The 22741-nt window shown below is 70.6% G+C and carries 21 protein-coding genes; 13 read left to right on the plus strand and 8 right to left on the minus strand.

What is annotated here, in order from left to right; genetic code table 11:
* The first annotated feature begins 513 nt into the window (after positions 1 to 513).
* From EAH89_RS08370 to EAH89_RS08380, 3 genes are read left to right on the plus strand one after another with little or no spacing between them, the layout of a single operon-like run.
* Positions 514 to 1335 carry an MBL fold metallo-hydrolase gene (locus tag EAH89_RS08370; RefSeq protein WP_140882346.1) on the plus strand — a complete coding sequence of 274 codons (822 nt, stop codon included), beginning with the start codon at positions 514 to 516 and terminating at the stop codon, positions 1333 to 1335.
* Entirely contained in the window at positions 1332 to 2255 is a 924-nt protein-coding gene (locus tag EAH89_RS08375; protein ID WP_140882347.1) for a hypothetical protein, read from the plus strand. The genes EAH89_RS08370 and EAH89_RS08375 overlap by 4 nt, the downstream gene beginning before the upstream one ends.
* On the plus strand, positions 2252 to 3055 hold the full coding sequence (locus EAH89_RS08380; protein WP_140882348.1) for an HpcH/HpaI aldolase family protein: 804 nt from the start codon (positions 2252 to 2254) through the stop codon (positions 3053 to 3055). The genes EAH89_RS08375 and EAH89_RS08380 overlap by 4 nt, the downstream gene beginning before the upstream one ends.
* A 14-nt stretch (positions 3056 to 3069) precedes the next feature.
* On the opposite strand, the gene EAH89_RS08385 is transcribed toward EAH89_RS08380, so the two are convergent.
* Positions 3070 to 3843: a carboxymuconolactone decarboxylase family protein gene (locus EAH89_RS08385; protein WP_140882349.1), complete on the minus strand. Its 774-nt coding sequence runs from the start codon at positions 3841 to 3843 to the stop codon at positions 3070 to 3072.
* Positions 3844 to 3934: 91 nt separating this feature from the next.
* Here EAH89_RS08385 and EAH89_RS08390 point away from each other — a divergent pair, with 91 nt between their 5' ends.
* The 3 genes from EAH89_RS08390 to EAH89_RS08400 all read left to right on the plus strand — a co-directional run bounded on the left by EAH89_RS08390 (position 3935) and on the right by EAH89_RS08400 (position 7352).
* Complete coding sequence (locus EAH89_RS08390) at positions 3935 to 4918, plus strand: Bug family tripartite tricarboxylate transporter substrate binding protein (RefSeq protein ID WP_161993510.1); 984 nt, start codon at positions 3935 to 3937, stop codon at positions 4916 to 4918.
* A 35-nt stretch (positions 4919 to 4953) separates the two neighbouring features.
* Positions 4954 to 5910: a Bug family tripartite tricarboxylate transporter substrate binding protein gene (locus tag EAH89_RS08395; RefSeq protein ID WP_140882351.1), complete on the plus strand. Its 957-nt coding sequence runs from the start codon at positions 4954 to 4956 to the stop codon at positions 5908 to 5910.
* A 320-nt stretch (positions 5911 to 6230) separates the two neighbouring features.
* Positions 6231 to 7352, plus strand: a complete 1122-nt coding sequence (locus tag EAH89_RS08400) for a sensor histidine kinase (protein WP_140882352.1) — start codon at positions 6231 to 6233, stop codon at positions 7350 to 7352.
* 103 nt (positions 7353 to 7455) lie between these two features.
* Here EAH89_RS08400 and EAH89_RS08405 read toward each other — a convergent pair whose 3' ends face one another.
* Positions 7456 to 8910 carry a sulfatase family protein gene (locus EAH89_RS08405; RefSeq protein ID WP_140882353.1) on the minus strand — a complete coding sequence of 485 codons (1455 nt, stop codon included), beginning with the start codon at positions 8908 to 8910 and terminating at the stop codon, positions 7456 to 7458.
* Positions 8911 to 9005: 95 nt separating this feature from the next.
* On the opposite strand from EAH89_RS08405, the gene EAH89_RS08410 reads away from it, so the two are divergent.
* The 3 genes from EAH89_RS08410 (at position 9006) to EAH89_RS08420 (ending at position 11681) form a co-directional block, all read left to right on the plus strand.
* Entirely contained in the window at positions 9006 to 9263 is a 258-nt protein-coding gene (locus tag EAH89_RS08410) for a substrate-binding domain-containing protein (protein ID WP_277753789.1), read from the plus strand.
* Between the two features lie 256 nt (positions 9264 to 9519).
* The gene (locus EAH89_RS08415; protein WP_161993511.1) at positions 9520 to 10401 is read left to right on the plus strand and encodes a Bug family tripartite tricarboxylate transporter substrate binding protein; all 882 of its coding nucleotides are present in this window, start codon (positions 9520 to 9522) and stop codon (positions 10399 to 10401) included.
* Positions 10402 to 10907: 506 nt separating this feature from the next.
* Positions 10908 to 11681, plus strand: coding sequence for an SDR family NAD(P)-dependent oxidoreductase (locus tag EAH89_RS08420; protein WP_140882356.1), 774 nt, complete (start codon positions 10908 to 10910; stop codon positions 11679 to 11681).
* A 342-nt stretch (positions 11682 to 12023) separates the two neighbouring features.
* On the opposite strand, the gene EAH89_RS08425 is transcribed toward EAH89_RS08420, so the two are convergent.
* The 5 genes from EAH89_RS08425 to EAH89_RS08445 form a co-directional block, all read right to left on the minus strand.
* On the minus strand, positions 12024 to 12995 hold the full coding sequence (locus EAH89_RS08425) for an aliphatic sulfonate ABC transporter substrate-binding protein (RefSeq protein WP_140882357.1): 972 nt from the start codon (positions 12993 to 12995) through the stop codon (positions 12024 to 12026).
* A gap of 65 nt (positions 12996 to 13060) precedes the next feature.
* Positions 13061 to 13831, minus strand: coding sequence for an ABC transporter ATP-binding protein (locus EAH89_RS08430; RefSeq protein ID WP_140882358.1), 771 nt, complete (start codon positions 13829 to 13831; stop codon positions 13061 to 13063).
* Positions 13828 to 14634, minus strand: coding sequence for an ABC transporter permease (locus tag EAH89_RS08435; RefSeq protein WP_140882359.1), 807 nt, complete (start codon positions 14632 to 14634; stop codon positions 13828 to 13830). Before EAH89_RS08435 ends, EAH89_RS08430 begins: the two co-directional genes overlap by 4 nt.
* Positions 14631 to 15545 carry a formylglycine-generating enzyme family protein gene (locus EAH89_RS08440; RefSeq protein ID WP_140882360.1) on the minus strand — a complete coding sequence of 305 codons (915 nt, stop codon included), beginning with the start codon at positions 15543 to 15545 and terminating at the stop codon, positions 14631 to 14633. The genes EAH89_RS08435 and EAH89_RS08440 overlap by 4 nt, the downstream gene beginning before the upstream one ends.
* Before the next feature lie 47 nt (positions 15546 to 15592).
* Positions 15593 to 17026 (minus strand): sulfatase family protein, encoded by a 1434-nt coding sequence (locus EAH89_RS08445; RefSeq protein WP_140882361.1) that lies wholly within the window; start codon positions 17024 to 17026, stop codon positions 15593 to 15595.
* 225 nt (positions 17027 to 17251) lie between these two features.
* On the opposite strand from EAH89_RS08445, the gene EAH89_RS08450 reads away from it, so the two are divergent.
* The 3 genes from EAH89_RS08450 to EAH89_RS08460 all read left to right on the plus strand — a co-directional run bounded on the left by EAH89_RS08450 (position 17252) and on the right by EAH89_RS08460 (position 20612).
* The gene (locus tag EAH89_RS08450; RefSeq protein ID WP_140882362.1) at positions 17252 to 18298 is read left to right on the plus strand and encodes a LacI family DNA-binding transcriptional regulator; all 1047 of its coding nucleotides are present in this window, start codon (positions 17252 to 17254) and stop codon (positions 18296 to 18298) included.
* Between the two features lie 431 nt (positions 18299 to 18729).
* Positions 18730 to 19533 (plus strand): class II aldolase/adducin family protein, encoded by an 804-nt coding sequence (locus EAH89_RS08455; protein ID WP_140882363.1) that lies wholly within the window; start codon positions 18730 to 18732, stop codon positions 19531 to 19533.
* Between the two features lie 71 nt (positions 19534 to 19604).
* Positions 19605 to 20612 (plus strand): Bug family tripartite tricarboxylate transporter substrate binding protein, encoded by a 1008-nt coding sequence (locus EAH89_RS08460; protein WP_161993512.1) that lies wholly within the window; start codon positions 19605 to 19607, stop codon positions 20610 to 20612.
* Positions 20613 to 20741: 129 nt separating this feature from the next.
* Here the strand turns inward: EAH89_RS08460 and EAH89_RS31130 are convergent, their stop codons facing one another.
* Positions 20742 to 21626 (minus strand): Bug family tripartite tricarboxylate transporter substrate binding protein, encoded by an 885-nt coding sequence (locus EAH89_RS31130; RefSeq protein ID WP_161993513.1) that lies wholly within the window; start codon positions 21624 to 21626, stop codon positions 20742 to 20744.
* Between the two features lie 373 nt (positions 21627 to 21999).
* Between EAH89_RS31130 and EAH89_RS31135 the strand changes: the two genes are divergently transcribed.
* Positions 22000 to 22737 (plus strand): IclR family transcriptional regulator, encoded by a 738-nt coding sequence (locus tag EAH89_RS31135; RefSeq protein WP_161993514.1) that lies wholly within the window; start codon positions 22000 to 22002, stop codon positions 22735 to 22737.
* Positions 22738 to 22741: the final 4 nt, after the last annotated feature.

Genomic DNA, 22741 nt, shown 5'->3' on the forward strand with positions numbered 1-22741 from the left:
CCCGGCGAGCTGCCCGGTATGGGGTGCAGACTGGCAATGCCCGGCATACGCGCGGAGAGCCGACGTTGCCTTCCCAGGTGGATGCCGACAACTGTCCAGCCCTTCAAGGTAACGATGCGCAGCCGCGCGGCGGGCAGGCGCTTACTTCTTCTCCGCAACTGGTCCAGCTGTGATCTTCGATACCGTGTTCTGTCCGCTAGCTCGCCCCATTCGCGCGCACCAAGACCATTGGGGAGGTCGAGCAGGCGGCGCACGGCCTTGGCCGCGGCACGCCAGGAGGTCAGGCGGGAATGCGCTCGGACGGTCCCTCTCCTGTCGGGTTCGTCAGTCCGCCACCTGTCCTGTTCATGGAACCGGACACTTGCGAGCCCCGCTGGGTCCTGTCTAGTGTTCGGCATGGCCGGCAAAAGCGCGCGGCACGGCGGACGGGGCGCGCAACGTCCGGTTGCACCGGATGGAACGTGATGGTTGGCGAAGGCCAGCGGCCAGAATCGATTACAGGAACGAGGTTGAATGACGAACAACCTGCGCGATCACGTCCACGCTTCCCACGAGGCACAGCCCACGCCTCGCTTCGGCCAGACCGGCACGCTGCCGCGCGCAATCACGCCGGACTGCCTGTGGACAGGGCGCTGCCTGGCCAGCAGCGTTCCCGACATGCACGCGCACTACTCGCTCTACCTCCTGAAAGGCAGCGAGAAGACCATTCTCATCGACACCGGGCACCCGATCCACTGGGATCCGGTGAGGCAGGATGTCGAGGACTTCCTCCAGGGGCGCCCGCTCGACTACATCTTTCCCACGCACAGCGAGCTGCCCCATTCCGGCCTTCTCGAGCGCTGGATGCGCGCGTTCCCGCAAGCTGTCGCCGTGGGCGACATGCGGGATTACCCGCTCTACCACCCCTCCCTCGCACCGCGCTTCCGGCAGGCCGAGCCGGGGGATTCGCTTGACCTGGGCGACCGGCACTTCCTGTTCCTGCCGCCAGTCTGGCGGGATCTTCCCGACACCCTCTGGGGCTTCGACACCAAGGACCGCATCATCTTCCTCTCGGACGCCTGCGCCTACTTCCACGCGCATGTCCCGGGGGAGTGCGACCACCTGAGCAGCGAGATTGCCCCGCCCGACATCGCCATGATGCAGGACTTCAACGACAAGGCCCTCCACTGGCCGCGCTTCACCGACAGCCACGCCAGCTTCCTCGAGATGGACGAGCTGCTCGCGCGGCTCCGCCCCCGCCTGCTCGCCGGCGCGCATGGCTGCGTGGTGGACACGCCCGGGGACACCATGCCGCTGTTCAAGCAGGGCATCGCCATGGATTCCGTGCGCGCATGAGCGCGGCGCCCGGCGACGAGACCGAGAGCTTCGCGGACATCCTGCCGGGCATGCTGACGGCGGTCGGCGGCTGGCTGAACGTGGCGGCGCGCCGGATCAGCTGGCTGCCGCCCGACGGGCGCGGGCTGCTGCCGGTGCAGGGCTACATCCTGCGCGATTCCGGAAGCTGGCTCATGATCGACACGGGGCTCGCCATCCATTGGCCGCTGATCGCCGAGGGGATTCGCCACACGCTGGAGGGCAGCGCCGAGCGCCGCCTCATCACCACGCGGCGCGAGCAGGACTGCATGATCAACCTGCCGGCTATCCTCGGGGAATTCGGCGTGCGGGAGGTGCTCTACGCCGGCGTGCTCAACCCGCTCGACTTCTTCGAGGGCGTGGAGGAATCTGACGCCGCCGCCCGGATCGAAGCGACCGCGGGGCTGCGCGCGGTGCGCATCGCGCCGGGGGTGGTGACCCCGGTCGGGCGGATGCGGCTCGAGGTGCTGCGGGTGGAGTTGCGCCTCCTCGCCACGAACTGGTTCTACGAGGGGCGGACGCGCAGCCTCTTCACCTCCGACGCCTTCGCCTTCCTCGCGCGCCCGGCAGGGGCTTGGTCCCCCGGCGTCTCGCGCCGGCGCGCGCCGGGCGAGGCGCCGATGCGGGCGGAGGAGGCGGCGCTCTATCTCTCGGCCAAGATGGACTGGCTGATCGGCATCGACCCGGAGCCGATCATCCGTGACCTGGACCGCATCCAGGCGGACCGTGCCATCGACCGTATCTGCCCGGGCTTCGGCTGCGTGATCGAGGGGAGCGAGGCCGTGCGGGAGGCCTTCGATTGCGTCCGCGCGGCGCTGCGCCTCCTCGCGGCCCGCCCGCGCCGCCCCTGGCGCTTCCCGGAGAACCTGGCCAGCGCCGCGCTGCTGGATGAGAGAGCGTGAGCGCCCGCCCCGGGACGGCCTTCCGCGCCCGGATGCGGGCGGGCGAACTGGCGCTCGGCAGCAACCTCCGCCTGTCCCGCAGCGCGGAAGCAGGTCCCATTCTCGCGGCCTGCGGCTTCCACTGGGTGATGATCGACTTCGAGCACAGCCCGGCCTCGCCCCATCTCGCGCACGACATCGCGCTCTCGGCCATCCGCGCCGGCCTGCTGCCAATGGCCCGGCCGTCCGGCCACGACCCGCGCGAGATCGCGGGCCTGCTCACCAACGGCGCGCTCGGGCTCGTCGTGCCCCATGTGGACACCGCGGCGCAGGCCGAGGCGGTGGCGCGCGCCGCGCGCTTCGCCCCGCGCGGCGCGCTTTCCGTGCCCGGCACCCTCGCGCATTTCGGCTACGGCACGGGGCTCGCGGAGGCCTGCGCGATCTTCAACGAGGAGGTCGTGGTCACCGTGATGATCGAGAGCCGGACGGCGCTCGCGAATGTCGAGGCGATCGCGGCGGTGCCGGGGGTGGACGGCCTCTTCATCGGCGCCTCCGACCTTCTCTGGGACCTTGGCCTGCCCGGGCGCTACGACGCGCCCGAATTGCAGGAGGCGGTGGAGCGCACCGGCGCCGCGGCCGCGCGCAACGGGCTTTTCGCCGGCATGGGCGGCCCGCGGGACGAGGGGCCCTGGCGCGGCTTCCTGCGCGCGGGCATGCGCATGATCCTGACGGAGAACGACCTCTCCCTGATGATGCGGGGCGCGCGCGACCGGCGCGCCTTCTTCGAGGGCGCGCTGTCCGCGAGCGCGGGCCCCGCCTGATGGCGCCGCCGGCCTTATCCCCCCGGCGCCCGCGCCCCGGTCCTCGCGCCGCGCTCCAGCGCGAGGGGACCCTGTTCCCCGGCCTCGGCCCAGGCGGCGAAGGCGGCGCTGGGCCGAACGCGGCCGCTTCGCAGCAGGGCGAGCCAGGTGTCGGCCGCGCGCACGAAGGGGTTCACGCCGCGCGGCCAGATGATCAGGCTCACGGCCTCGGCCATCCGGCGCTCGTCAAGCCCCGCGGCATAGGCCGCCTCCAGCTCCACGCCCAGCGCCCAGAGGTTGCCGCGCGCGGCGAGCACGGCCAGGCGGAGCAGCCGGGCCGTGCTGTCCGGAAGAGCCCCGTCCGCGCCCAGCGCCGCCGCGCCCTCCCGGAACAGGGCGGCGGCGTCGAGGCCGGGGAAATGGGCCTCCCAGGACCGCGGCAGGAAGGCGTGGGCCTCCGCGCCGATGGCCCAGGCCGTCTGCCGGAACAGCGCGGCCGCCTGCCGGTCGTCGCCCCCGTGCTGCCGGAAGAGGGCCAGGTGGTGCGTGCCGACCGGCTCGTCGCAGGCGACGAGGATGCCGAGCCACACGCATTCCCGCTCGAGCGGGGGCAGGTGCCCCTGCTGCACCGTCAGGGCGCGGTACATGGCGCCGTAGGCGGCGTGCAGCTCCGGCAGGGCGGCCGCCATGAGGCCGCGGTGGGGCAGGACGTAGCCGCGGCTGTCGCGCAGCGCGAGGAGGCTCTCGCGCACCCGCGCCGCGCCCTCGCCGCCGTCCCCGGTTCCGCTCGCGCCGTCCCCATCGGTCATGCCGCAGGCTCCTTCGCCCCCGCGCGGCGGTCAACCGCGCCGGGCGCCCCTCCCCGTGCCGCGCGGGCGGCGTTCCCGCAAGGAGGCCCTCATGCGTCGTCGTAAGGCCCTGGCCCTTCTCTCCGCCGCGGCGCTGCCCGGCCTGGCCGGGAGGCGCGCGGGGGCGCAGTCCCCCTGGCGGCCGGCCAGGCCCGTGACCCTGCTCGTGCCCTTCCCGCCGGGCGGCGCGACCGACCTCTGCGCCCGGGCCCTGCAGCCGGGCATGCAGGCCGCCCTGGGGCAGAACGTCGTGGTCGAGAACCGGCCGGGCGCCACCGGCGTGGTGGGCACCCGCGCGGTGGCCGCCCTGCCGGGGGACGGGCAGGTGATCCTGGTGAACGCCAGCGGCACGATGACCATCCAGCCCGTGGTGATGCAGCGCCCGGGCTTCGATCCCGAGAGGGACTTCAAGCCCGTCATCCTCGCGATGAGCGCGCCGAACGTGATCGTGGTGAACCCCGCCCTGCCGGTGCACGACGTGGCCGGGCTGGCGCAGTGGATGGCGGATCAGGGCGAGACGGTGTCCTTCTCCTCCTCCGGCATCGGTTCCTCGGAGCAGCTCGGCTTCGAGCTGTTCCTGCTGCGCACGGGCCGCAAGGCGGTGCACGTGCCCTTCGCCGGCGGCGCCGCCGCGATCACGGCGGTGATCGGGAACACCGTGCCGGTCTCCATGGTTAATTCCGGCACCGCCGCGCCCCAGATCGCCTCGGGCCAGCTCCGGATGATCGCCGTCGCCGGACCACGCCGCCTGGCCTGGGCGCCGGAGGTGGCGACCATGGCGGAGCAGGGCCTGCCCGGCCTGCACTCGCTGTCCTGGACCGGCCTGTTCGTCCCGGCCGCCACGCCCGACCCGGTGGCCGCCGCGTTGCACGAGGCGGCGGCGGCCACCCTGCGCCAGCCCGAGGTCGTGGAGCGGCTGGAGCGCATCCGCTTCGTGGTCGAGGGCGGGAGCCGGGAGGAGCTCGGCAGCCTCGTCGCCGCCGACCTCGCGCGCTGGCGCGGCGTGGTGCGGGACGCCGGCATCGCCGTGAACTGACGCCTCCCCCCGCCACCCCAGCCGGATCGCCACCGATGCCCCTCCCCCGCCGTGCCCTTGTCGCCGCCGCGATCCCGCTCGCGGCCGGAGCCGCGGCCCAGACCGGCTGGCGCCCGAGCCGGCCGGTGCGGCTGGTGGTGCCCTTCACCCCCGGCGGCACCACGGACCTCCTGGGCCGCCTGGCCGCGCGCGGGATGGAGCCGGCCCTGGGGCAGCCCGTGGTGGTCGAGAACCGCGGCGGCGCGGGGGGCGCGATCGGCAGCGAGATTGTCGCGAAATCCGCGCCGGACGGGCATGTCGTGGTGCTCTCGAACATCGCGTCCCAGGCCATCGGGCCGGCGGTGTCGCGGCACATCGCCTATGATTCGGTGCGGGACTTCACGCATATCGGCCTCATCGCCGCCGTGCCCAGCGCCATCGTCGTGGCGGCGGACGGGCCGATCCGCACCCTGCCCGACCTGATCGCCCGCGCGCTCGCCGGCACCGTCCGCTTTGGCTCCACCGGGATCGGCACCTCGAGCCACGTCAAGCTGGAGCTGCTGAACCGGGCGGCGGGCGTCACGATCCTGCACGCGCCCTACCGCGGCTCCGCGCCGGCGGTGGCGGATATTCTCGGCGGGCAGATCGACGGGCTGATCGCCGCCGTGCCCGATGTGGGCCGCAACGACCGGCTCCGCATGCTCGCGGTCACGACGCCCGAGCGCGCCCAGCGCTGGCCGGAGGTGCCCAGCGTGCGCGAGTTCGGCCTGACGAGCCTCGTGGCAACCAACTGGTTCGGCCTGTCCGGGCCCGCGGGCATGCCCGCGGCGGCGGCCGACGCGCTGCACGACAGCCTGGCCAGCGGCCTGGCCCTGCCGGAGGCGCAGGAGCGCCTGCTCGACTTCGGCGCGGGCCCGAACAGCCTGAGCCGCCAGGACTACGCGGCCCTGGTCGCCTCGGAGGTGGGCCGCTGGGCCCGGGTCGCACGCGAGGCCAACATCCAAGGCGATTAACGCGCTTCCGCCTTCGTCCGCCTTCGGAGCCCGCCGCTGGATTTGATCGGCCTCCATCGAGTGATCCGCGGTGATGGTTGGTCCGGGCCTTGCGCGCCGCGGTCCTGGCCTTCGAAACGGGGCCGGCTCACGGGAGGCCTTCCGAAAGCCGTCCGGAGCCACGACGACGATGACACCACCGGCTTTCCTTCCCGCCCCGGAGCAACTTCCATCCCTCACCGGCACTGTTATGAGCCGGTTCCGTTACGGCGGGACCGGCCCATGGCAAGGGCGTTTCTTCCCGTGGCCAGGAGCCGAGGCACACCTCTGGACAGAGATGCATGAGCGACCCCGGGGAGAAGGGCTGGGCTGAACGCCGCGTGGCGGTGCTCGAGGCGGAGAACGCGCGCCTGCGGTCGCTCCTCGCCGCGGCAGGCCTGGACGCTGGCGGTGACGCGGCGGCGGAGACCGGCCTCCGAGCAGCGGCCCGCTTCCGGGCGCTGGCCGATACCATTCCGAACCTTGTGTGGCGTTCGCGGGCCGGTGGGCAGTGGGTCTGGGCCTCACCCAACTGGCTCTCCTACACCGGCCAGACGGCGGAGGAGAGCCGCGGCCAGGGATGGCTGGCGGCGATCCACCCCGATGACCGGGAGGCCGCCGGCAAGGCCTGGGCCCAGGCGGAAGCGAGCGGGCACTTCGAGATCGAGCACCGCATCCTTCGCGCCTCGGACGGCGCCTGGCGCCTGCACCAGAGCCGCTGCGACCAGGTGCGAGGCGGCGTCGAACCCGTGCAGGAGGAGCGTCCACCCGAGTGGGTGGGGGTGAGTGCCGACGTGGAGGACCTCCGGCGCCTGCAGGGTGAGCAGTGCACCCTTCTCCTCGAGGTGCAGCACCGCACGCGCAACCTCCTGGCGGTGGTGAGGACGATGGCGCAGCACAGCCTGCCCGCCACCCCCGAGCGGGACGATTTCGGAGCGCGCCTCGCCGCCATGGGACGGGTGCAGGGCTTCCTCGCCCGCACCGGGGCCTGGGCCGTCCCGCTCCGCGACCTTGTCGAAGCGGAACTACGGGCGCTCGGCGGAGGGGAGGCGGGGAAAGCCGAGGTGACGGGACCCAAGGTAAACCTGCCGGGGCAGGTCGTGCAGCCGCTGGCGCTTGCCCTCCACGAACTGGCCGTGAACGCCGCCAAGCACGGCGCCATCGCCCAATCCGCGGGCCAGCTGGCCGTGGTCTGGTGGCTGGAGGATGAAGGGCGGATCAGGCGCCTCGTCATCGAATGGCGCGAGCAGGGGGTCGCCATGCCACCCGACCCTTCGGCCCGCCGCTTCGGGCGAAGGGTCATCGAACGCACGGTCCCCTACCAGCTCGGCGGGGAAGCGCGGATGGAGCTCAGCCCCGATGGTGTGCGCTGCCGCCTTGCTTTGCCGCTGATTGAGAGAGAGGTGCCCGCGCGACCTTTGTAGCGTCGCGTCGGGGGTCGTTCTTCCGACTTCTTCGGCAGTCCCGCTAGGTCCTGCGCTCACCGACCGGCGTAGCCTCGCCACCGCATCGTCGTGAAGCGCGACGTCAACCAGCGTGCCGACCCCGATCGATGGCCTCCGTCCAACCCTGCGTCCTGAGGCTGCTGCGAATACGCCATTTCAGGATCTCGTTGATGAGCGCCCGGCGGACCGGCTCGTGCTCCCCGTCGTCCCAGAGGTTTCGCAACTCCTGCGGATCAGCCTGCATGTCGAAAAGCTGGCCCTCCTCGCTGTCCACGAAGTGGACGAGCTTCCAGCGATCGTCCCGGATCATCGTCATGAACTCGGTACCGCTGAGAATGCGGTCGCCGGCGTGCTCGGCGAAGACATGGGGGCGAGGCTCCGTCGGAGCATCCGTCAGGTACGGCAGCAGCGAGCGCGCCTCCATCCAGCGCGGCGCCTCTAGCCCCGCGAGCTCCAGGACGGTCGGCCCGAGGTCGAACAGCGAGACGAGGTCGTCCACCCGTCGCCCGGCCGTCACCCGGCCCGGTGCCCAGACGATGGCGGGGACGCGGACGGACGGCTCGTACATCGTCCACTTCTGGCTGTGGCCATGGTCGTTGAGGCAGTCGCCATGATCCGAGGTGAAGACGATGACGGTGTCCTGCAACACGCCGCGCCGTTCCAACGCCTCCATCAGGTGGCCGACCTGCCGGTCGATCATCGTCACGTTCGCGAAGTAGTGCTCACGCTGGCGCTGCGTCTGCTCCGGCGTCGGCTCGTCCAGGTGCACCACCGCGTCATGGTCCACCGCTAGATGTTGCTCGCGCAGCTTACGCAGCGCGCTTGGCTGCCCTTCGATGTCGGCGCGGTCCCCGATCGGCTTTGGCAGATCGCGGCCCTTGTAGGTTTCCAGCACGTCCGGCGTGGGGTCGTAGGGCGGGTGCGGGCCGGGAATGCCGATCTCGAGGAAGAAGGGACCCGTCCCGCGCCAGGTGTCGATCCAGTGCGCGGCGAGGTTAGGGACGAAGTTGTCGGAATGCAGGTGCTCCGGCAATTCCCACACGAAGGCGCCGAGCCGTTCACGGTAGTCCTCCCGGCGGGCGTAGGTGAGGCGGCTCGGCTTCTCCAGCCCGTGCGCGAAGAAGGCCTTGTCCCAGCTGTCCAGGAAGTAGGGCAGCCGGGGCGTGGCGCGGTCCTTGTTCTCCACGACGTGGCGCTCGTGAAAGCCGAAGGAATCTTCAAAGGGGTGGGTGTGCATCTTGCCCACGTTCACGCAACGATAGCCGGCCTCCGCCAGCTGCCGCACCCAGGTGTGGGTCCATCGCTCGTCGTTGCGGAACACGCCGTTGGTGTGGGGATAGAGGCCGGTGAAGAGGCTGGCGCGCGACGGCGCGCAGGAGGGGGCGGTGACGTACATCCGCGTGAAAAGGACGCCCTCCTTCGCCAGCCGGTCGAGTTGAGGGGTCGTCATGTAGTCAAACCCTGCCGCGGCGATCGTGTCGAAGCGCTGCTGGTCCGTGATGATGAAGAGGATGTTCGGGCGCGCGGGCCGGTCCATGCGGCGATGCTCCTCGTCTTGCCGACGGGCGGCAGTCCCAACCGGTTTCGTAGCGCTACGATGCGAATTGGGTCAATCTCCCCTGCTCGAACGACCTGATGGCGCTGGGCGCGATTTTCGAGTGCCAGCGGCGCGGTATCGAGGTGCCGGTCGAGCTGGCGGTGGTGGACTTCGACGACCCTGGCTTTAGCGCCTCCTGCGTGCCGCTGCTGACGACCATTCGCCCGCCCGGCGAGACAATCGGGCGCGAGGTCGGGCGGTTGTTCCAGGAGCGTCTGACCGAGCGAGGGCCGACGGCCTATTCCCGCACGGTCGACGTCGGCTTCCAGCCGGCGCAGCGCCGCAGCACCTGAGCGGTGCGGGGGTTCACGCGCATTGACACGCCTCGTTGCAACGCTACGATTCTGGCTCCATCTCGCCTCCAGCCAGCACGCAAGGTACCGCCACCTGACCGCGTGGGCAGGACGCTGGCGAACATTGGGCTGACGGAAGAGGAAACGAATGACGTCCACCCGGCGCCACCTCGCCACGCTCGCCCTTTCCTTGGCATCTCCGGCTTTCGGTTCCGGGGCTCGGGCCCAAGGCGTCGAAACCTGGCCCAGCCGTCCCGTGCGCGTGCTGATCGGCTTCCCGCCGGGCGGAGGAGTGGACATCGTTGGCCGCATCGTCCTACCGCGCGCGGCCGCCCGTCTCGGCCAGCCCTTCGTCATCGAGAATCGCGGCGGCGCCAACGGCAACCTGGCGATGGAAGCGCTGTTCCAGGAACCCGCCGACGGCAACACGCTCTTCTTCGGCAATGTCGGCAACCTCGCCGTCACCAACGCCCTCTACCCGCATCTGCGCTTCGACACTGTCCGCGACCTCCTTCCGATCGCCCAGGTGGTGGAGGTGCCGCTCGTCGTCGCCGTGCACAGCCGCCTGCCGGTGCGGACGCTCCGCGAGTTCATCGACCATGCTAAGGCGCGCCCGGGCGAGCTGAACGCCGGCTCGGGCGGCTCCGGCGGCCCTTCCCACCTTGCGCTGGAGCTCTTCAACCGCCGCGCGGGCACGGAGATCATCCATGTCCCCTACCGTGGCAGCGCGCCCGCCTTGCAGGACCTGGCGACCGGGCGCATCCAGATGATGATCGATGCCTACAACGTCCTGCGGCCCCTCGTGGAGGCAGGGCAGGTCCGGCTGCTCGCCATCACCGCGGAACAGCGGCGCTCCATCCTGCCCGATCTGGCGACGGCGACCGAGGCCGGGCTGCCGGACTTCATCGTCTATGGCTGGCAAGGCCTCGTCACCCGGACGGGCACGCCGCCCGCGATCGTCGAGGCGCTAGAGCGAGCCGTGGAGGCCGCCCTGCAGGAACCGGAGGTGAGACAGGCGCTGGCCGCCCAGGGCGCGGACGTGCGCTTCCGCGGCACGGCGGCGTTCACCGCCTTCCTGCGCGCCGAACGCGCGCGCTGGGGCGCCGTGATCCGGGACGCCGGCATCACCCTCAACTGATGCGCGGAGGCATCGCCCCGGCGCCTATCCTGGGTCGGCATGGTCCAAGTCCTTGAGGAGCCTGCCCTCGTCGAAGCGATGAAGCCGGATGGGTTTGCGGGCGCGACGGCGAGGAGGCCCTGCGCGTCGTTGTGATCGTAGCGAAGGCGCACCTTCTGCATCGCTATGGCGAGGATCTCGAGCGGTGTCGAACAAACGAATTGGCTATCCGCTAAGATCTGCGGCATGGAGGGTACGATGCTTGCGACAGCCAACGCGCGCCGATTGGCTTGAGCGCTCGATCCGGTTGATCGTGCCCTCCCCGGCCGGCCGGTCAGAACCGTTCACACAGGGTCGCCAACCGGTTGCCGGGCGGCGAAGGACGATCGACGCCTCGCGAGCGTGTTCCGAAACGCCGATCGCCCTGCCTTACACGGCGGATCGAACCTGATGACTGCGCCCGCCGCTGCCAGCGAGGCTAAGCGAGCGGTGTTCGCTGAGGCGATGATGCGGAAGGGCTGAGCGCGATGAAGAACCCGGAACAGGCGTCCGACATTCCTGTCACCTATCGCAGCCTCGGCGGTCGGCATGTGCTGGTAACCGGTGGGGCAAGCGGCATCGGCAGCGCCATGGCGAATGCCTTTGCCGGGCAGGGTTGCGCCGTGCATGTCGTCGACATCCAGGATGACGCCGGCCGCGCGCTCGTCGCGCAGCTGCCGGGCGCGACCTACCATCACTGCGACCTGCGCGACGTCACCGCCATTCGCAGCACGGTGCAGGCCATCGAGGGGGCCCATGGCGCCATCGACGTGCTGGTGAACAACGCCGCGAATGACCAGCGCCACGCGATGGATGAGGTGGAGCCAGCCTACTGGCGCGACCGGCTGGCCATTAACCTGGACCACCAATTCTTCGCCACCCAGGCCGTGGTGCGCGGGATGCGGGCGCGTGGGCGCGGCTCCGTGATCCTGTTCAGTTCCACTTCCTGGATAAAGGGGCGGCCTGGCTTGGTCGGATACACCACTGCGAAGGCTGCGGTGGTCGGCCTCACGAAGACCCTGGCGCGGGAACTTGGTGACGCTGGCGTACGGGTGAACTGCATTGTCCCGGGCGCCATCATGACCGAGCGCCAGCTTGCCCTTTGGCGCACGCCGGAGATGGAGGCCGAGTTCATGGCGTCCCAAGCGCTTAAAATCCGACTGGATCCGGGCCATGTCGCGGCCGTGGCGCTGTTCCTCGCTTCGGACGAAGCGGCGGGCTGCACGGGGGCGCAGTTCGTTGTCGATGCGGGGCTGACGTAGTGGGGTCGCGCCGTTCCTTGCTGGCACTGTCGGCGCGTTCAGCCCTGCTGGTCCCGGTCCGTGTCGGTCTGCGTCCGCAGCTTCGTAGAATCTTCCCCCTCTGGGCGATCCGCTCAACCACACCGGCTCGGAAGCCACGGCGCCCCCACTATCGGCGATCACCTCTATGTCGCCGCCAGAAGCGCGGACGGAGAGGGCAAGGGTGGTTCTTCGAGCAGCGACGACGGCGGCGTGACGTCTAAGCCTACCCCTTGCCGAGAGGCGCCGCCATGACCCCCCCATCAACCGACTTGCTGCGGCAAGCCGGGACCTTGCGCGACCCTTCCTGAGGAGAAACCGGTATCAGGCCGAGGTGAAGAGCTTTGCTTCGTAGAACCTCTCGGCCGGCAGGGGATCGGCCAGGACGCCGAAGGTCTTGAACATCGTGTTGAACCCCTCGAGCCAGCGGTTCACCGTGCCGTCCTCGGTGAAGCGGTCGAGTTCCGCGCTGGAGAGCAGCTTTCGGCTGCGCGCGACATTGGCGGTGATCGCGGGCGGCGCGCCGAGGAAGGAGGTCGTCAGCTTGATGGAGCGCTCGAAGTTGGCGATGCGATAGTCCAGAGACTTCTTCATCACGCGCAGGAAGCGCCGCACCAGGTCCGGGTCCTGTTGAACGATCTCGTTCCTGGCGACGAAGGCGTTGATGAAGGAGGTCTCGGGGTAGAAGTCGCTGTTCGCCACCAGCTCCTTCATGTCGGGCACGCGCGCCTTGATCACGTCGATCAGCGGGTACCAGATGCCGGCGGCGTCGATCTGCCGGGAGGAGAAGGCGGCGACGACCGTGCTCGGGTCCATCGGCACGAGTTGGATGTCCGAGATGGAGAGGCCGGCGCGCGCCAGGCCGAGGCGCAGGATCATGTCGCCCGAGGTGCCCTGCGGCACGCCCACCTTCTTGCCCTTGAGGTCGGCGATGGAGCCGATGCCTCCCTGGGCGATGACGCGGTCGCTGAAGCCGATGTCGTTGACGCCGATGACCTTCGCGCGGCCGCTGGCGGGCAGCCACAGGGCGCCGGGCCCGATGGTGCCGAAGTTGAGGCTGCCGGCGCCCATGGCCTGGATCTGGATGGGACCGTTGGTGAAGACCTTCGCGTCCGCCGCGAGCCCCTCGGCGTCCCAGTACTTCTGGTCGTTCGCGATGGCGATGACGCTCGCGTTGGGGTAGTCGGCGATATAGCCGATCGTCGCCGGCTTCCCCGCGGCGCGCGCCGTGCGGAGGGACGGTGCCGCGAGGGCCAGGGCACCCGCCGCCGTCGTCAGGTTGCGTCGCGTCAGCATGGTTTCTCTCCCGTTGTTCGTGCCGTTTCGTCTGCCTCCCGCGCGGGTGCTCTGGCCGGGCAAGGTCAGGCCGCCTCGGGGTGATAGACGGAGCGCCAGACCTCGTTGCGCAGCGCCGCGAACGCCGTGGAGAGGCGCATCTCCTCGGTTCGCGGATAGGGAAGGTCGACCGGAATGACCTTATAGAGCCGGCCGGGCCGCGCCGCCATGACGATGACACGGCCACCCAGATAGACGGCCTCGTCGACGTCGTGGGTGATGAACATGACCGTGCGCCGTTCCTGGCTCCAGGTCCGCAGCAGCTGGTCCTGCAGCGTCACCCGCGTCAGCGCGTCCAGGGCGCCGAAGGGCTCGTCCATCAGCAGGATCTTGGGATCGACCGCGTAGGCCCGGGCGATGGCGCAGCGCTGCTTCATCCCGCCCGAGAGCGTCTTAGGAAGGGCCTCCGCGAAGTCCGTCAGGCCGACGAGCCCGATGAAGCGATCCGCGATTTCCCGGCGACGCTTGCCAGGCATGCCCGCCACCCGCAGGCCGAACTCGACGTTCTCGCGCACCGTGAGCCAGGGGAAGAGCGCGTATTGCTGGAAGATGACGCCCCGTTCCGGCCCGGGGCCCTCCACCGCGGCGCCGTCCACCAGCACGCGCCCGGCGGTGGGGCGGAGAAGGCCGGCCGCAATGTTCATGGCGGTGGACTTGCCGCATCCGGAAGGGCCGACGACCGTGATGAACTCGCCCTCCCCCACCTCGAGCGAGAAGCGATCGAGAGCGAGGAACTCCCCGCCGCCGCCGAGCTCGAAGCGGCGCGAGACGTTCTGGAAGGAGATCCGGGGCGTCATGCCTTCTCCTGCCAGGCGGTCAGGACGCGGTCGGCCGCGATGATGATCCGGTCCATCAGAAGCCCGAGCACGCCGATGGCGATCAGGCTCACGAAGATCGTCGGGAGGTCGTAGTAGAGCTGGGCCTGCTGCATCCGGAAGCCGAGGCCGGACTGCGCCGCGATCAGCTCCGCCGCGACCACGGTGGCCCAGGAGGAGCCGAGGCCGATCCGCACGCCCACCATGATGAAGGGCGTGGAGGCCGGGATGACCACGCGGCGGAAGATCGTCGCGTCCTTCGCCCCTAGCACGCGCGCGGCGTTGATGAGCGTGCGGTCCACGCTGACCACGCCCTGGAAGGTCGCGACGACGCTCGAGAGGAAGGCGGCGAGGAAGATGACGAAGATCTTCGGCGTCTCGCCGATCCCCATGGTGACGATCGCGAGCGGGATGACGGCGAGCGGCGGGATGGTGCGGAAGAACTGCACATAGGGTTCGATCAGGCCGCGCGCGACCTTGTACCAGCCCATCAGGAATCCGACGGGGATGGCGACGAGCACGCCGAGCAGGAAGCCGGTCAGCACGCGCGCGAGGCTCGCCAGAGCGTCGGAGAGGAGCTGGCCGTTGCGCGCAAGGGTGATGGCCGCGGAGAGCACCGCGCCCGGCCCGGGCAGTCCGACGACCCCCTCCGCGGTGACAAGCGCCCAGGCGCCGAGGCCGAGCAGCACGGCGAGGATGTTGAGCGCGAGCATGGTGGCGCCCGGCATCCAGGAGGCGCGCGAGGGTGCCGCTCCCCCGGGCGTGACGTCGGGCGCCGCGCTCATCCCCGCCCTCCCGCCGGCGCCTCGCGCCGGACGCAGCGGAAGCCGACATGGGTGGTGGCGCTGTCGACCATCTGCGGGTGGCGCGCCGCCGGCCGGTAGCGGCGGCAGTGGTTCGGGGCGCAGAGATGGGACCCGCCCTTGAGAACCCGGCGCGGGATGCGGATCCCGGGCTGATGCCCGTCGAGGCTGGCCTCCTCGTCGCCCGCCCGCGGATCGGCGGGGATGCAGCAGGGCTTCGCGGCCTCGGCGGGGTGGCGGGCGGTCCAGAAATCCTCCGTCCACTCCCAGACATTCCCGATCATGTCGACGAGGCCGTAGCCGTTGGCGGGGTAGCCGCCGACCGCCGCGGTGCCGTAGGCGTCGGGCCCCGCGCTGATGACGGGGAAATTCCCCATCCAGGTCCGGGCCATGCGCCGCCCGCCGGGCGCGAACTCGTCGCCCCAGGCGTATTCCTGCCCCTCGAGCCCGCCGCGCGCGGCGAACTCCCACTCCGCTTCCGTCGGCAGGCTCTTGCCGGCCCAGGCGGCATAGGCGGCGGCGTCGGCATGGGCGACCTGGACGACGGGATGGTCGAGGAGGTCGTCGCCGATCTCCCCCTCCCCCTGCGGCCGGTGCCAGCTGGCGCCGGGCACGAAGTGCCACCCGTGGCCCCCGGTCCGGCCCGGCGCGCGAAAGACGAGCGAGCCCGGCTGGAGCATGCCAGGGTCGGCGCCGGGGTAGAGCGCGGGGTCCGGCACCTGCTCGGCCACGGTCCGGTACCCGGTCGCCCGCACGAAGGCGGCGAACCGGCGGTTCGTCACGGGCGTGCGATCCATCCAGAAGCCGCTCACGCGAAGGCGGTGGGCCGGGCCCTCCTCCGGGTAGTGGCGGTCTGAACCCATCCGGAAGACCCCACCCGGAATCCACGCCATTTCCTCGGTGGCAGGAGCCACTGCCGCGCCCGCTTCCAGCAAGGCGCTCACCGGCTCCTCGCGTGCAGGTCGCGCGTGCGGAGGTTCGAGTCGATCAGCCACTCGCGGATGACGTCCAGCAACTCGCGGCGCTTGTCGAGATGCGCCGGGTCGTTCCAGAGGTTGTCGACCTCGCCGGGGTCGCGCGCGAGGTCGAAGAGCTGCCCCTCCGCCGATCCCTTGAAGTGGACGAGCTTCCAGCCGTCGCTGCGCACGCCCGTGATGAACTCGACGCCGCCGAGCGCCACGTCGCCCGCCTGCTCGCAGAAGACGTGGGTCCGCGGGGTCCACTCCTTTCCCTCGAGCGCCGGCAGGAGGCTGCGCGCCTCGAAATCCGCGGGCGGGGTGAGGCCGGCGAGCTCCAGGATGGTCGGCCCGAGGTCGAAGAGCTGGCACTGGCCCTCCACGCGGCGCCCGCCGGGGAAGCGGCCGGCGGTGGACCAGAGGATGGTCGGCACGCGCGTCACCACGTCGTACATCGACCACTTCTGGATCAGCCCGTGGTCGCCAAGGCATTCCCCGTGGTCCGAGGTGAAGATCACCACGGCGTCCTCGAGGTAGCCGCGCTCCCGCAGCGCCGAGAGCAGCTCGCCGATCTTCTCGTCGATGAGCGTGACGTTGCCGAGGTAATGCGCCCAGAGCCGGTGCATCTGGTCGGGCGTGGGATCGAGGCTCCAGGCGACGCTGTCGTGGTCGACCTCGACGTCGTGCCGGCGCTTCTCCTTCAGCGCGGGATGCAGGCCGTCGAGCTCCGCCCGGGCGGGGCTCGGCAGCGGCAGGTCGTTCGCGCGGAGGTAGGGCTCGGAATAGCGGGCCGGCGGGTCGAAGGGTGGGTGCGGCCCGGGGAAGCCGACCTGCAGGAACAGCGGCTCGGTGGGCGGGTAGGTGTTGACCCACCACCGCGCCATGTTGCCGACGAAGGCGTCGGAGTGGAGCGCCTCGGGCAGCTCCCAATCGAAGGCCCCGAGCCGCGTCCGGTAGTCCGGGCGCTTGCGGTACTCCTCCCGCTGCTGCTTGACGAGGCCGTGCGCGGCAAGCGCCTTGTCCCACTCGTCGAAGTACCAGCGGCCCTCCATGTAGCGGTCCTTGTTCTCCACGACGTAGCGCTCGTGGAAGCCGGAATCCGACTCATAGGGTATGGTGTGCATCTTTCCGACGTTGACGCAGCGGTAGCCGGCGTCGCGCAGCCGCTCCACCCAGGTGTGCTGCCATTCCTGCCCGTTGGCGAGCACGCCGGTCGTGTGGGGATAGTAGCCGGTGAAGAGGCTCGCCCGCGACGGCACGCAGCTCGGCGCGGTGATGTGGCACTCCGTCAGGGTGACGCCCTCCGCCACCATCCGGTCCAGGTTCGGCGTCGACACATGGGGAAAGCCCAGCGCGGCAATGGAGTCGTAGCGCTGCTGGTCCGTCATGATGAGGATGATGTTGGGCTTATCAGCCATGAGCGCGCGCGCCGTTCCACGCCGGCCGCCCGTTGCCGGGTGCGCTCGCCTGCTTCGGCCGCAACCTGCTCATGGCCGGACGCCTTTCCCCACGGCGCTCACGGCGCCGCATGTTGTTCTTGCTCGCTGGGTCGCAGCCTTCCATACAGTTAAGGTTAACGCAACGCTCACTTTCAGGGCCGGCCACCTTAGCCTTGGCCGAGTTTTTTAGGAGAAGGGGCAGCGATGGCCGAAGCCGGCGAGGGCAAAGGGGACAGTGGCGCCCGGCCCCGCGCGACGCTCGCCTCCGTCGCGAGCCGCGTGGGTGTCTCGCTGAACACCGTCTCGCGCGCCCTGCGCGCACCGCAGACGGTGCGGCCGGAGCTCCGGAAGCGGATCGAGGCGGCGCTGAACGAGGCAGACTACGTTCCCAACCGCCTTGCCGGCGGCCTTGTGCGGACGCGCTCGAACGTCGTCGGGGTCGTCGTCACCTCTCTTTTCTACTCCGAGTTCGCGGCCGTCGTGGACGCGTTGCAGACGGGCCTGGCGGACCACGGGCTGCAGGTGATGCTCGGGAACTCGCGCTACGATCAGGATCAGGAGCTGCAGATCGTGCGCGATTTCCTCAGCTGGCGCCCGGCCGCCATGGCGATCATCGGCCTTGACCATCACCCGCGCGCGGCGGAGCTCCTACGCGCCTCGGGAACGCCGGTGGTCGAGATGTGGGACGCGGGCGGAGCCTTCATCGACTCCGTTGTTGGGATGGACCATGTCGCGATCGGGCGTGCGCAGGGCGGGCACCTCATCGCCCGCGGCTATCGCCGCCTGGCTTTCCTCGGCAGTCTTCGCGCCGAGGACGCCAGGGCGCGCAAGCGGGCCGAGGGATTTATGGCGGCCGGAGCACAGGTCGGGCGGCCCGTCCTGCACACCCTACCCGAACCAGGCGACCCGCGGCTCGGCGAACGGCTGCTGCACGAGTTGCTCGATCGGCACCCCGACATCGACGGCGTCGCCTGCAATAGCGACGCGGTGGCCTTCGGCGTGCTGCGTGCCCTCGGCAGCCGGGCACGCCGCGTTCCGAACGATTGTGGCGTGGTCGGGTTCGGCGATTCAGAAGCCAGCGCCTACATGGCGCCTCCTCTCACCACCATCCGACCCTCCCGTGAGGCCATCGGCCGGCTCACCGCCGAAACCATCCTTGCGCGGATCGCGGGTGGCGCCCCGCGGCAACTCGCCGTTGGTTGGGACCTCATCGAACGCGCAAGCACGGGGGCGGCCGACCGACTACTGTAGCTGATTGGGTTGGATGCATCACCCTGCCGCACCGTGAGGTCGGGAGGCCTTCCCTTGCCGCCTCACAGCGTGTCCGAGACGAAGTCGATCACGGATGCCGGTTTGCCCGCGTGGCCACCTCCTGTTCCGTCCAGCGCGGGGTCGTGACTGCCTTCGCGGCGGGTTCAGCCCGTCGCGGCGGTACAGCCGGCACACCCGTTTGCGTTTTCCGGTTCAAGGTCATGAGTGTGCCGTGCCGGTGCACCCTCGCCAGGCCGAGCATCCCTGGCGAAGGCTTTGAATCGTCTGAGCGCCGCGCCCACCGCACGTTGACATTGCTTTCGGGCAAGTTCGCGCTGAAGCTGACGGCAGCTTGGCAGGACCCATGGGCCATGCCACCCGAAGATCAAGCAGACGCCGGGCCCAGGCGCCGGGATGGGGAGCAAGCAGGAATGGACAACGCGGCACCGCGCTTCGGCACGGACTGGCCCTCGATCCGCGATCAGGTGAGCGAGGTGGAGTGGCAGGCGCGCCTTGATCTCGCGGCCTGCTACCGGCTGGTCGAGGCCTACGGCATGACGGACATGATCTACAACCACATCACGCTTCGTATTCCCGGCACCGATCACCTCCTGATCAACCTCTACGGGCTGATCTACAAGGAGATCACAGCGACCAGCCTCGCGAAGATCGATGTCGAGGGAAACATCATCTGGAAGCCGGACACCGACTACGGGATCAACAAGTCCGGCTACGTGATCCACGGCGCCATCCACAAGGCGCGGCCGGAAGTCTCGGCGGTGCTCCACACCCATACCCGGGCGGGCATGGCGGTGGCCGCCATGAAGGAGGGGCTGCTGCCGCTGAACCAGACGGCCATTCGCTTCGTCGGCCACCTGGGTTACCATGACTACGAGGGGCCGGCGATCGACCTGTCGGAGCGCGAGCGGATCGTGCGCGATCTCGGCCCGCACGACGCCATGGTGATGCGCAACCACGGGCTGCTGACCTGCGGGGCGACGATCCAGCAGGCCTTCAACACCATGTACCAGCTCGAGATGTCCTGCCGGGCGCAGGTGGATGCGATGGCGGCCCGGGCCGATCTCACCCTTCCCTCGGCCGAGGTGCTGGAACGCACCGCGCATCTTTACCAGCCCGGCGCGCGTCGACCCTACGGCGTGCTGGAATGGCACGCGATGCTGCGGCTGCTGGAGGCGGAGGCGAAGTCGTCCGGCTTCCCGCCCTATTGGGTGTGACCGCCTCACCGACGCATTGAAGCGGCAAGGCTCGCCGGGAGAGTGGGCGCCGCCCGAAGGGAGGAACGATGATGAACCCGCTCATCGCAGGCCGGCGCGGGCTGCTGGCAGCCGCCGCGGCGTTGCCCTTCCTGCCGCATGGCGCTGGAGCGCAGACAGGCCCTGCCGGCGCCTGGCCCAGCCGGCCCATCCGCTTCATCGTGCCCTTTGCCGCTGGCGGCAACAGCGACGTCACGGCCCGTCTCTTCGCGGCGCGGATCGCGTCGCGCCTCGGCCAGCCGATCGTGGTGGAGAACCGCAGCGGTGCCACGGGGGCGATCGGCACCGAGGCCGTCATCCGGTCCCGCCCCGACGGCTACACCCTCCTGATCGGCAGCCCAGGTTCCATCATCAACGGCCCGCTGCTGACGGCCGCACCGCGCTACGACCCCATCGCGGACCTCGTGCCCGTCGCGCTGCTGGGGCAGGTGCCCATGGTCATCGTCGTGCGGCCCGGGCTCCCGGTCAGGAACCTGGCCGAACTCGTCGCCTTCTCGAAGGAGCGGGCGTCGGGCGTCACGATCGGCACCTCCGGCGTGGGCGGGGCCAACCACCTGCCGCTGGAGTTGTTCAAGGCGGCCACCAAGGCGAACCTCGTGCACGTGCCCTATCGCGGCGGCGGCTCCACCTTGCCAGACTTCGTGGCCGGCAACGTCGACGGCCTGTTGATCGAGTTGCCGAGCGTGCTGGACCTGCAGCGGGACGGGCGCGGGCGCATCCTCGGCGTGGCCTCGCCCGCGCGCTCGCCCCAGGTGCCGGAGGTGGCGACCTTCATCGAGCAGGGTCTTCAGGATTTCCTGGCCGCCTCCTTCGTGGGCCTCTTTGCCCCGGCGGGCACGCCCGAGGCGGTGTTGCAGGCCTTGCAAGCCGCGCTCGCCGAGGCCGCCGCGGATCCCGAGGTGCGGTCCCGCCTCGCCTCCTTCGGGGCCGATCCGCCGACACCGGCCGAACTCACCACGCCGGGCGTCGCGGCCTTCCTGCAAGGTGAGATGGCGAAGGCCCGTCAGGCGATCGCCGTGGCCGGGCTGAAGCCGGAATGAGCCGCCTTGGGCAAGGCGGTGGACGGTGGGCCTGGCTTGCCGCGTTGGAGCGCTTCCGCTCCAGGCCAAAGCCGGGAGGGCGGGTGGCAGGCGCAGCCAGTGGCGTCGCGTGTTCACGCCAGGAACCGCTCAGTCCGGCGTGATGCCGGCATCGGCCACGAGCTTGCGCCATTTCGGTACCTCCTCGGCGAGGCGCGCGGCCAAGGGGCCAGGGCCGTCCAGCCGCGCCGTCGCGGCGCCGTCGGCCATTCGGGCCTGCAGGTCGGGTGCGTCGCGGAGGGCAGCGAGCTCCGCCGTGACGCGACGCAGCAGGCGGTCCGGCAATCCCTTGGGCGCCATCAGGCAGAACCAGTTCGGCGCGGCGTAGCCCGGCACCTGCTCGGCGATCGCGGGCACCTGGGGAAGGGCCGGGACCCGCTCCGGCATGGTGACACCGAGGATCCGGGCCTGGCCCTGGCGCACGTGCTGAAGCAGTTCCAGGGTGGAGCCGAAGATGAGCGACACGTCACCCGCGTAGACGGCGTTCACCGCCTGACTGACCCCGCGGTAGGGGATATGCGTCATCCGCACCCCGGCCAGGGCGGCGAACAGCGCCCCGGCGAGGTGGTTGGCCGAGCCGACGCCGCCGGAGGCGTAGGTCAGCCTCCCTGGATTGGCCCTGGCGTGGACGAGCAACTGGGCAAGCGAGGCGAAGGGGGAGGCGTTGCGGACCAGTAGCCCCGACGGCACGTCGCACAGCAGGCTGACGGGATCGAGGTCGCGGATCGGATCGAAGTTCAGGGCCGGCTGCAGCGTGGGCACGATGGAGAGGCCGGCGCTGGTCGCCAGGAACACCGATCCGTCCGCCGGCTGCTGGGCCACGTATTGCGAGCCCAGCCCGCCACCGGCACCCGGCCGGTTCTCGACGATGAAGTTCGCGCCCAGGCTCCGGCTGAGGCGCTCGCCGACGATGCGGGTCGGGATCTCGATCGGGCTGCCCGGCGCCTGCGGCACCACGAGACGAACAACGCGCACCGGCCAGCTTTCCTGGGCCCCCAGGGCGGTGGCCGTTCCGATGGCGCCGAGGGTTGCAAGGGCCAAGCTCCTGCGACGCATCGTTTCCTCCCCCTGCAGTTCGACGTGGTGCCGTGCCGTCCGGAAGAGTGCGCCCCGGAAACACGACCGTTCAATCGCGGGAGCGGCGAAGTCGGATAACGCGTCCGTTGACGTGCGCGCCCCATGGCGTGCTTGGAAGCGGTCCATGGGCGAAAGGCATGGTCCGCCGATGCGAGTGGGCCGGCGTCGGAGGATGGACTTCACAAGGAGCGGGAAGCCTGCGATGCGGCTTGCCATGACAGGAAAGCCCGGCCCGGCATCGCCCCCTGCCCCGCCGAGGGCGAGAACGGGCATGCAGCTCATCTCCCGGGCGACCGCGGTGCTGCGCGCGCTGGAGGGCCAGCAGGCCGGCCTCAGCCTCGGCCAGATCGCCGCGATCACCGGGCTGCCGCGGCCGACCATCCAGCGGATCGTGGACGCCCTCTGCGCGGAGGGGCTGGCGATCATCGACCCGTTGCAGGGCGGCGTGCGCCTGGGGGCGCTGATCGCCCGGCTGGCCGCCTCCATCCGCGTCGACCTCGTGAGCCTCGCGCGCCCCCACCTGGAGCGCCTGGCCTGGGCGACGCAGGAGTCCGCCGCGATGACGGTCCTGCAGGAGGGCAAGGTGGTCGTCATCGCGGTCTTCACGCCGCCGACCCAGGCGATCCGCCTCACCGCCAGCATCGGCTCCACCTGGCCCCTGCACAGCAGCGCCGAGGGCAAGGTCCTGCTCGCCGGCCTGCCCCTGCCATCGATCCGCGCCCTGCTGCACGAGCCGCTGGAGGCCCGGACGTCGCGCACGGTGACGGCGCCGGACGCCCTTCTCGCCGAGATCCAGGAGGCGGCGGGCTCCGGCTTCGCCGTGGACCAGGAGGGCACGGCGATGGGTATCTCCGCCCTCGCCGCGCGGCTGATCGACGCCGCCGGCACGCGCTACGCCCTTTCAATCCTCCTGCCGACCTCCCGCTTCGAGGCGCGCTTCGGCGAGCTGCGGGAGCAGCTGCTGGGCTGCCGCGCGGCGATCGCGGCCTCCGCCGGGCTGCCGGCCTGAGGCC

Source organism: Muricoccus nepalensis, from assembly GCF_006438825.1.
Lineage (GTDB): Bacteria > Pseudomonadota > Alphaproteobacteria > Acetobacterales > Acetobacteraceae > Roseomonas > Roseomonas nepalensis.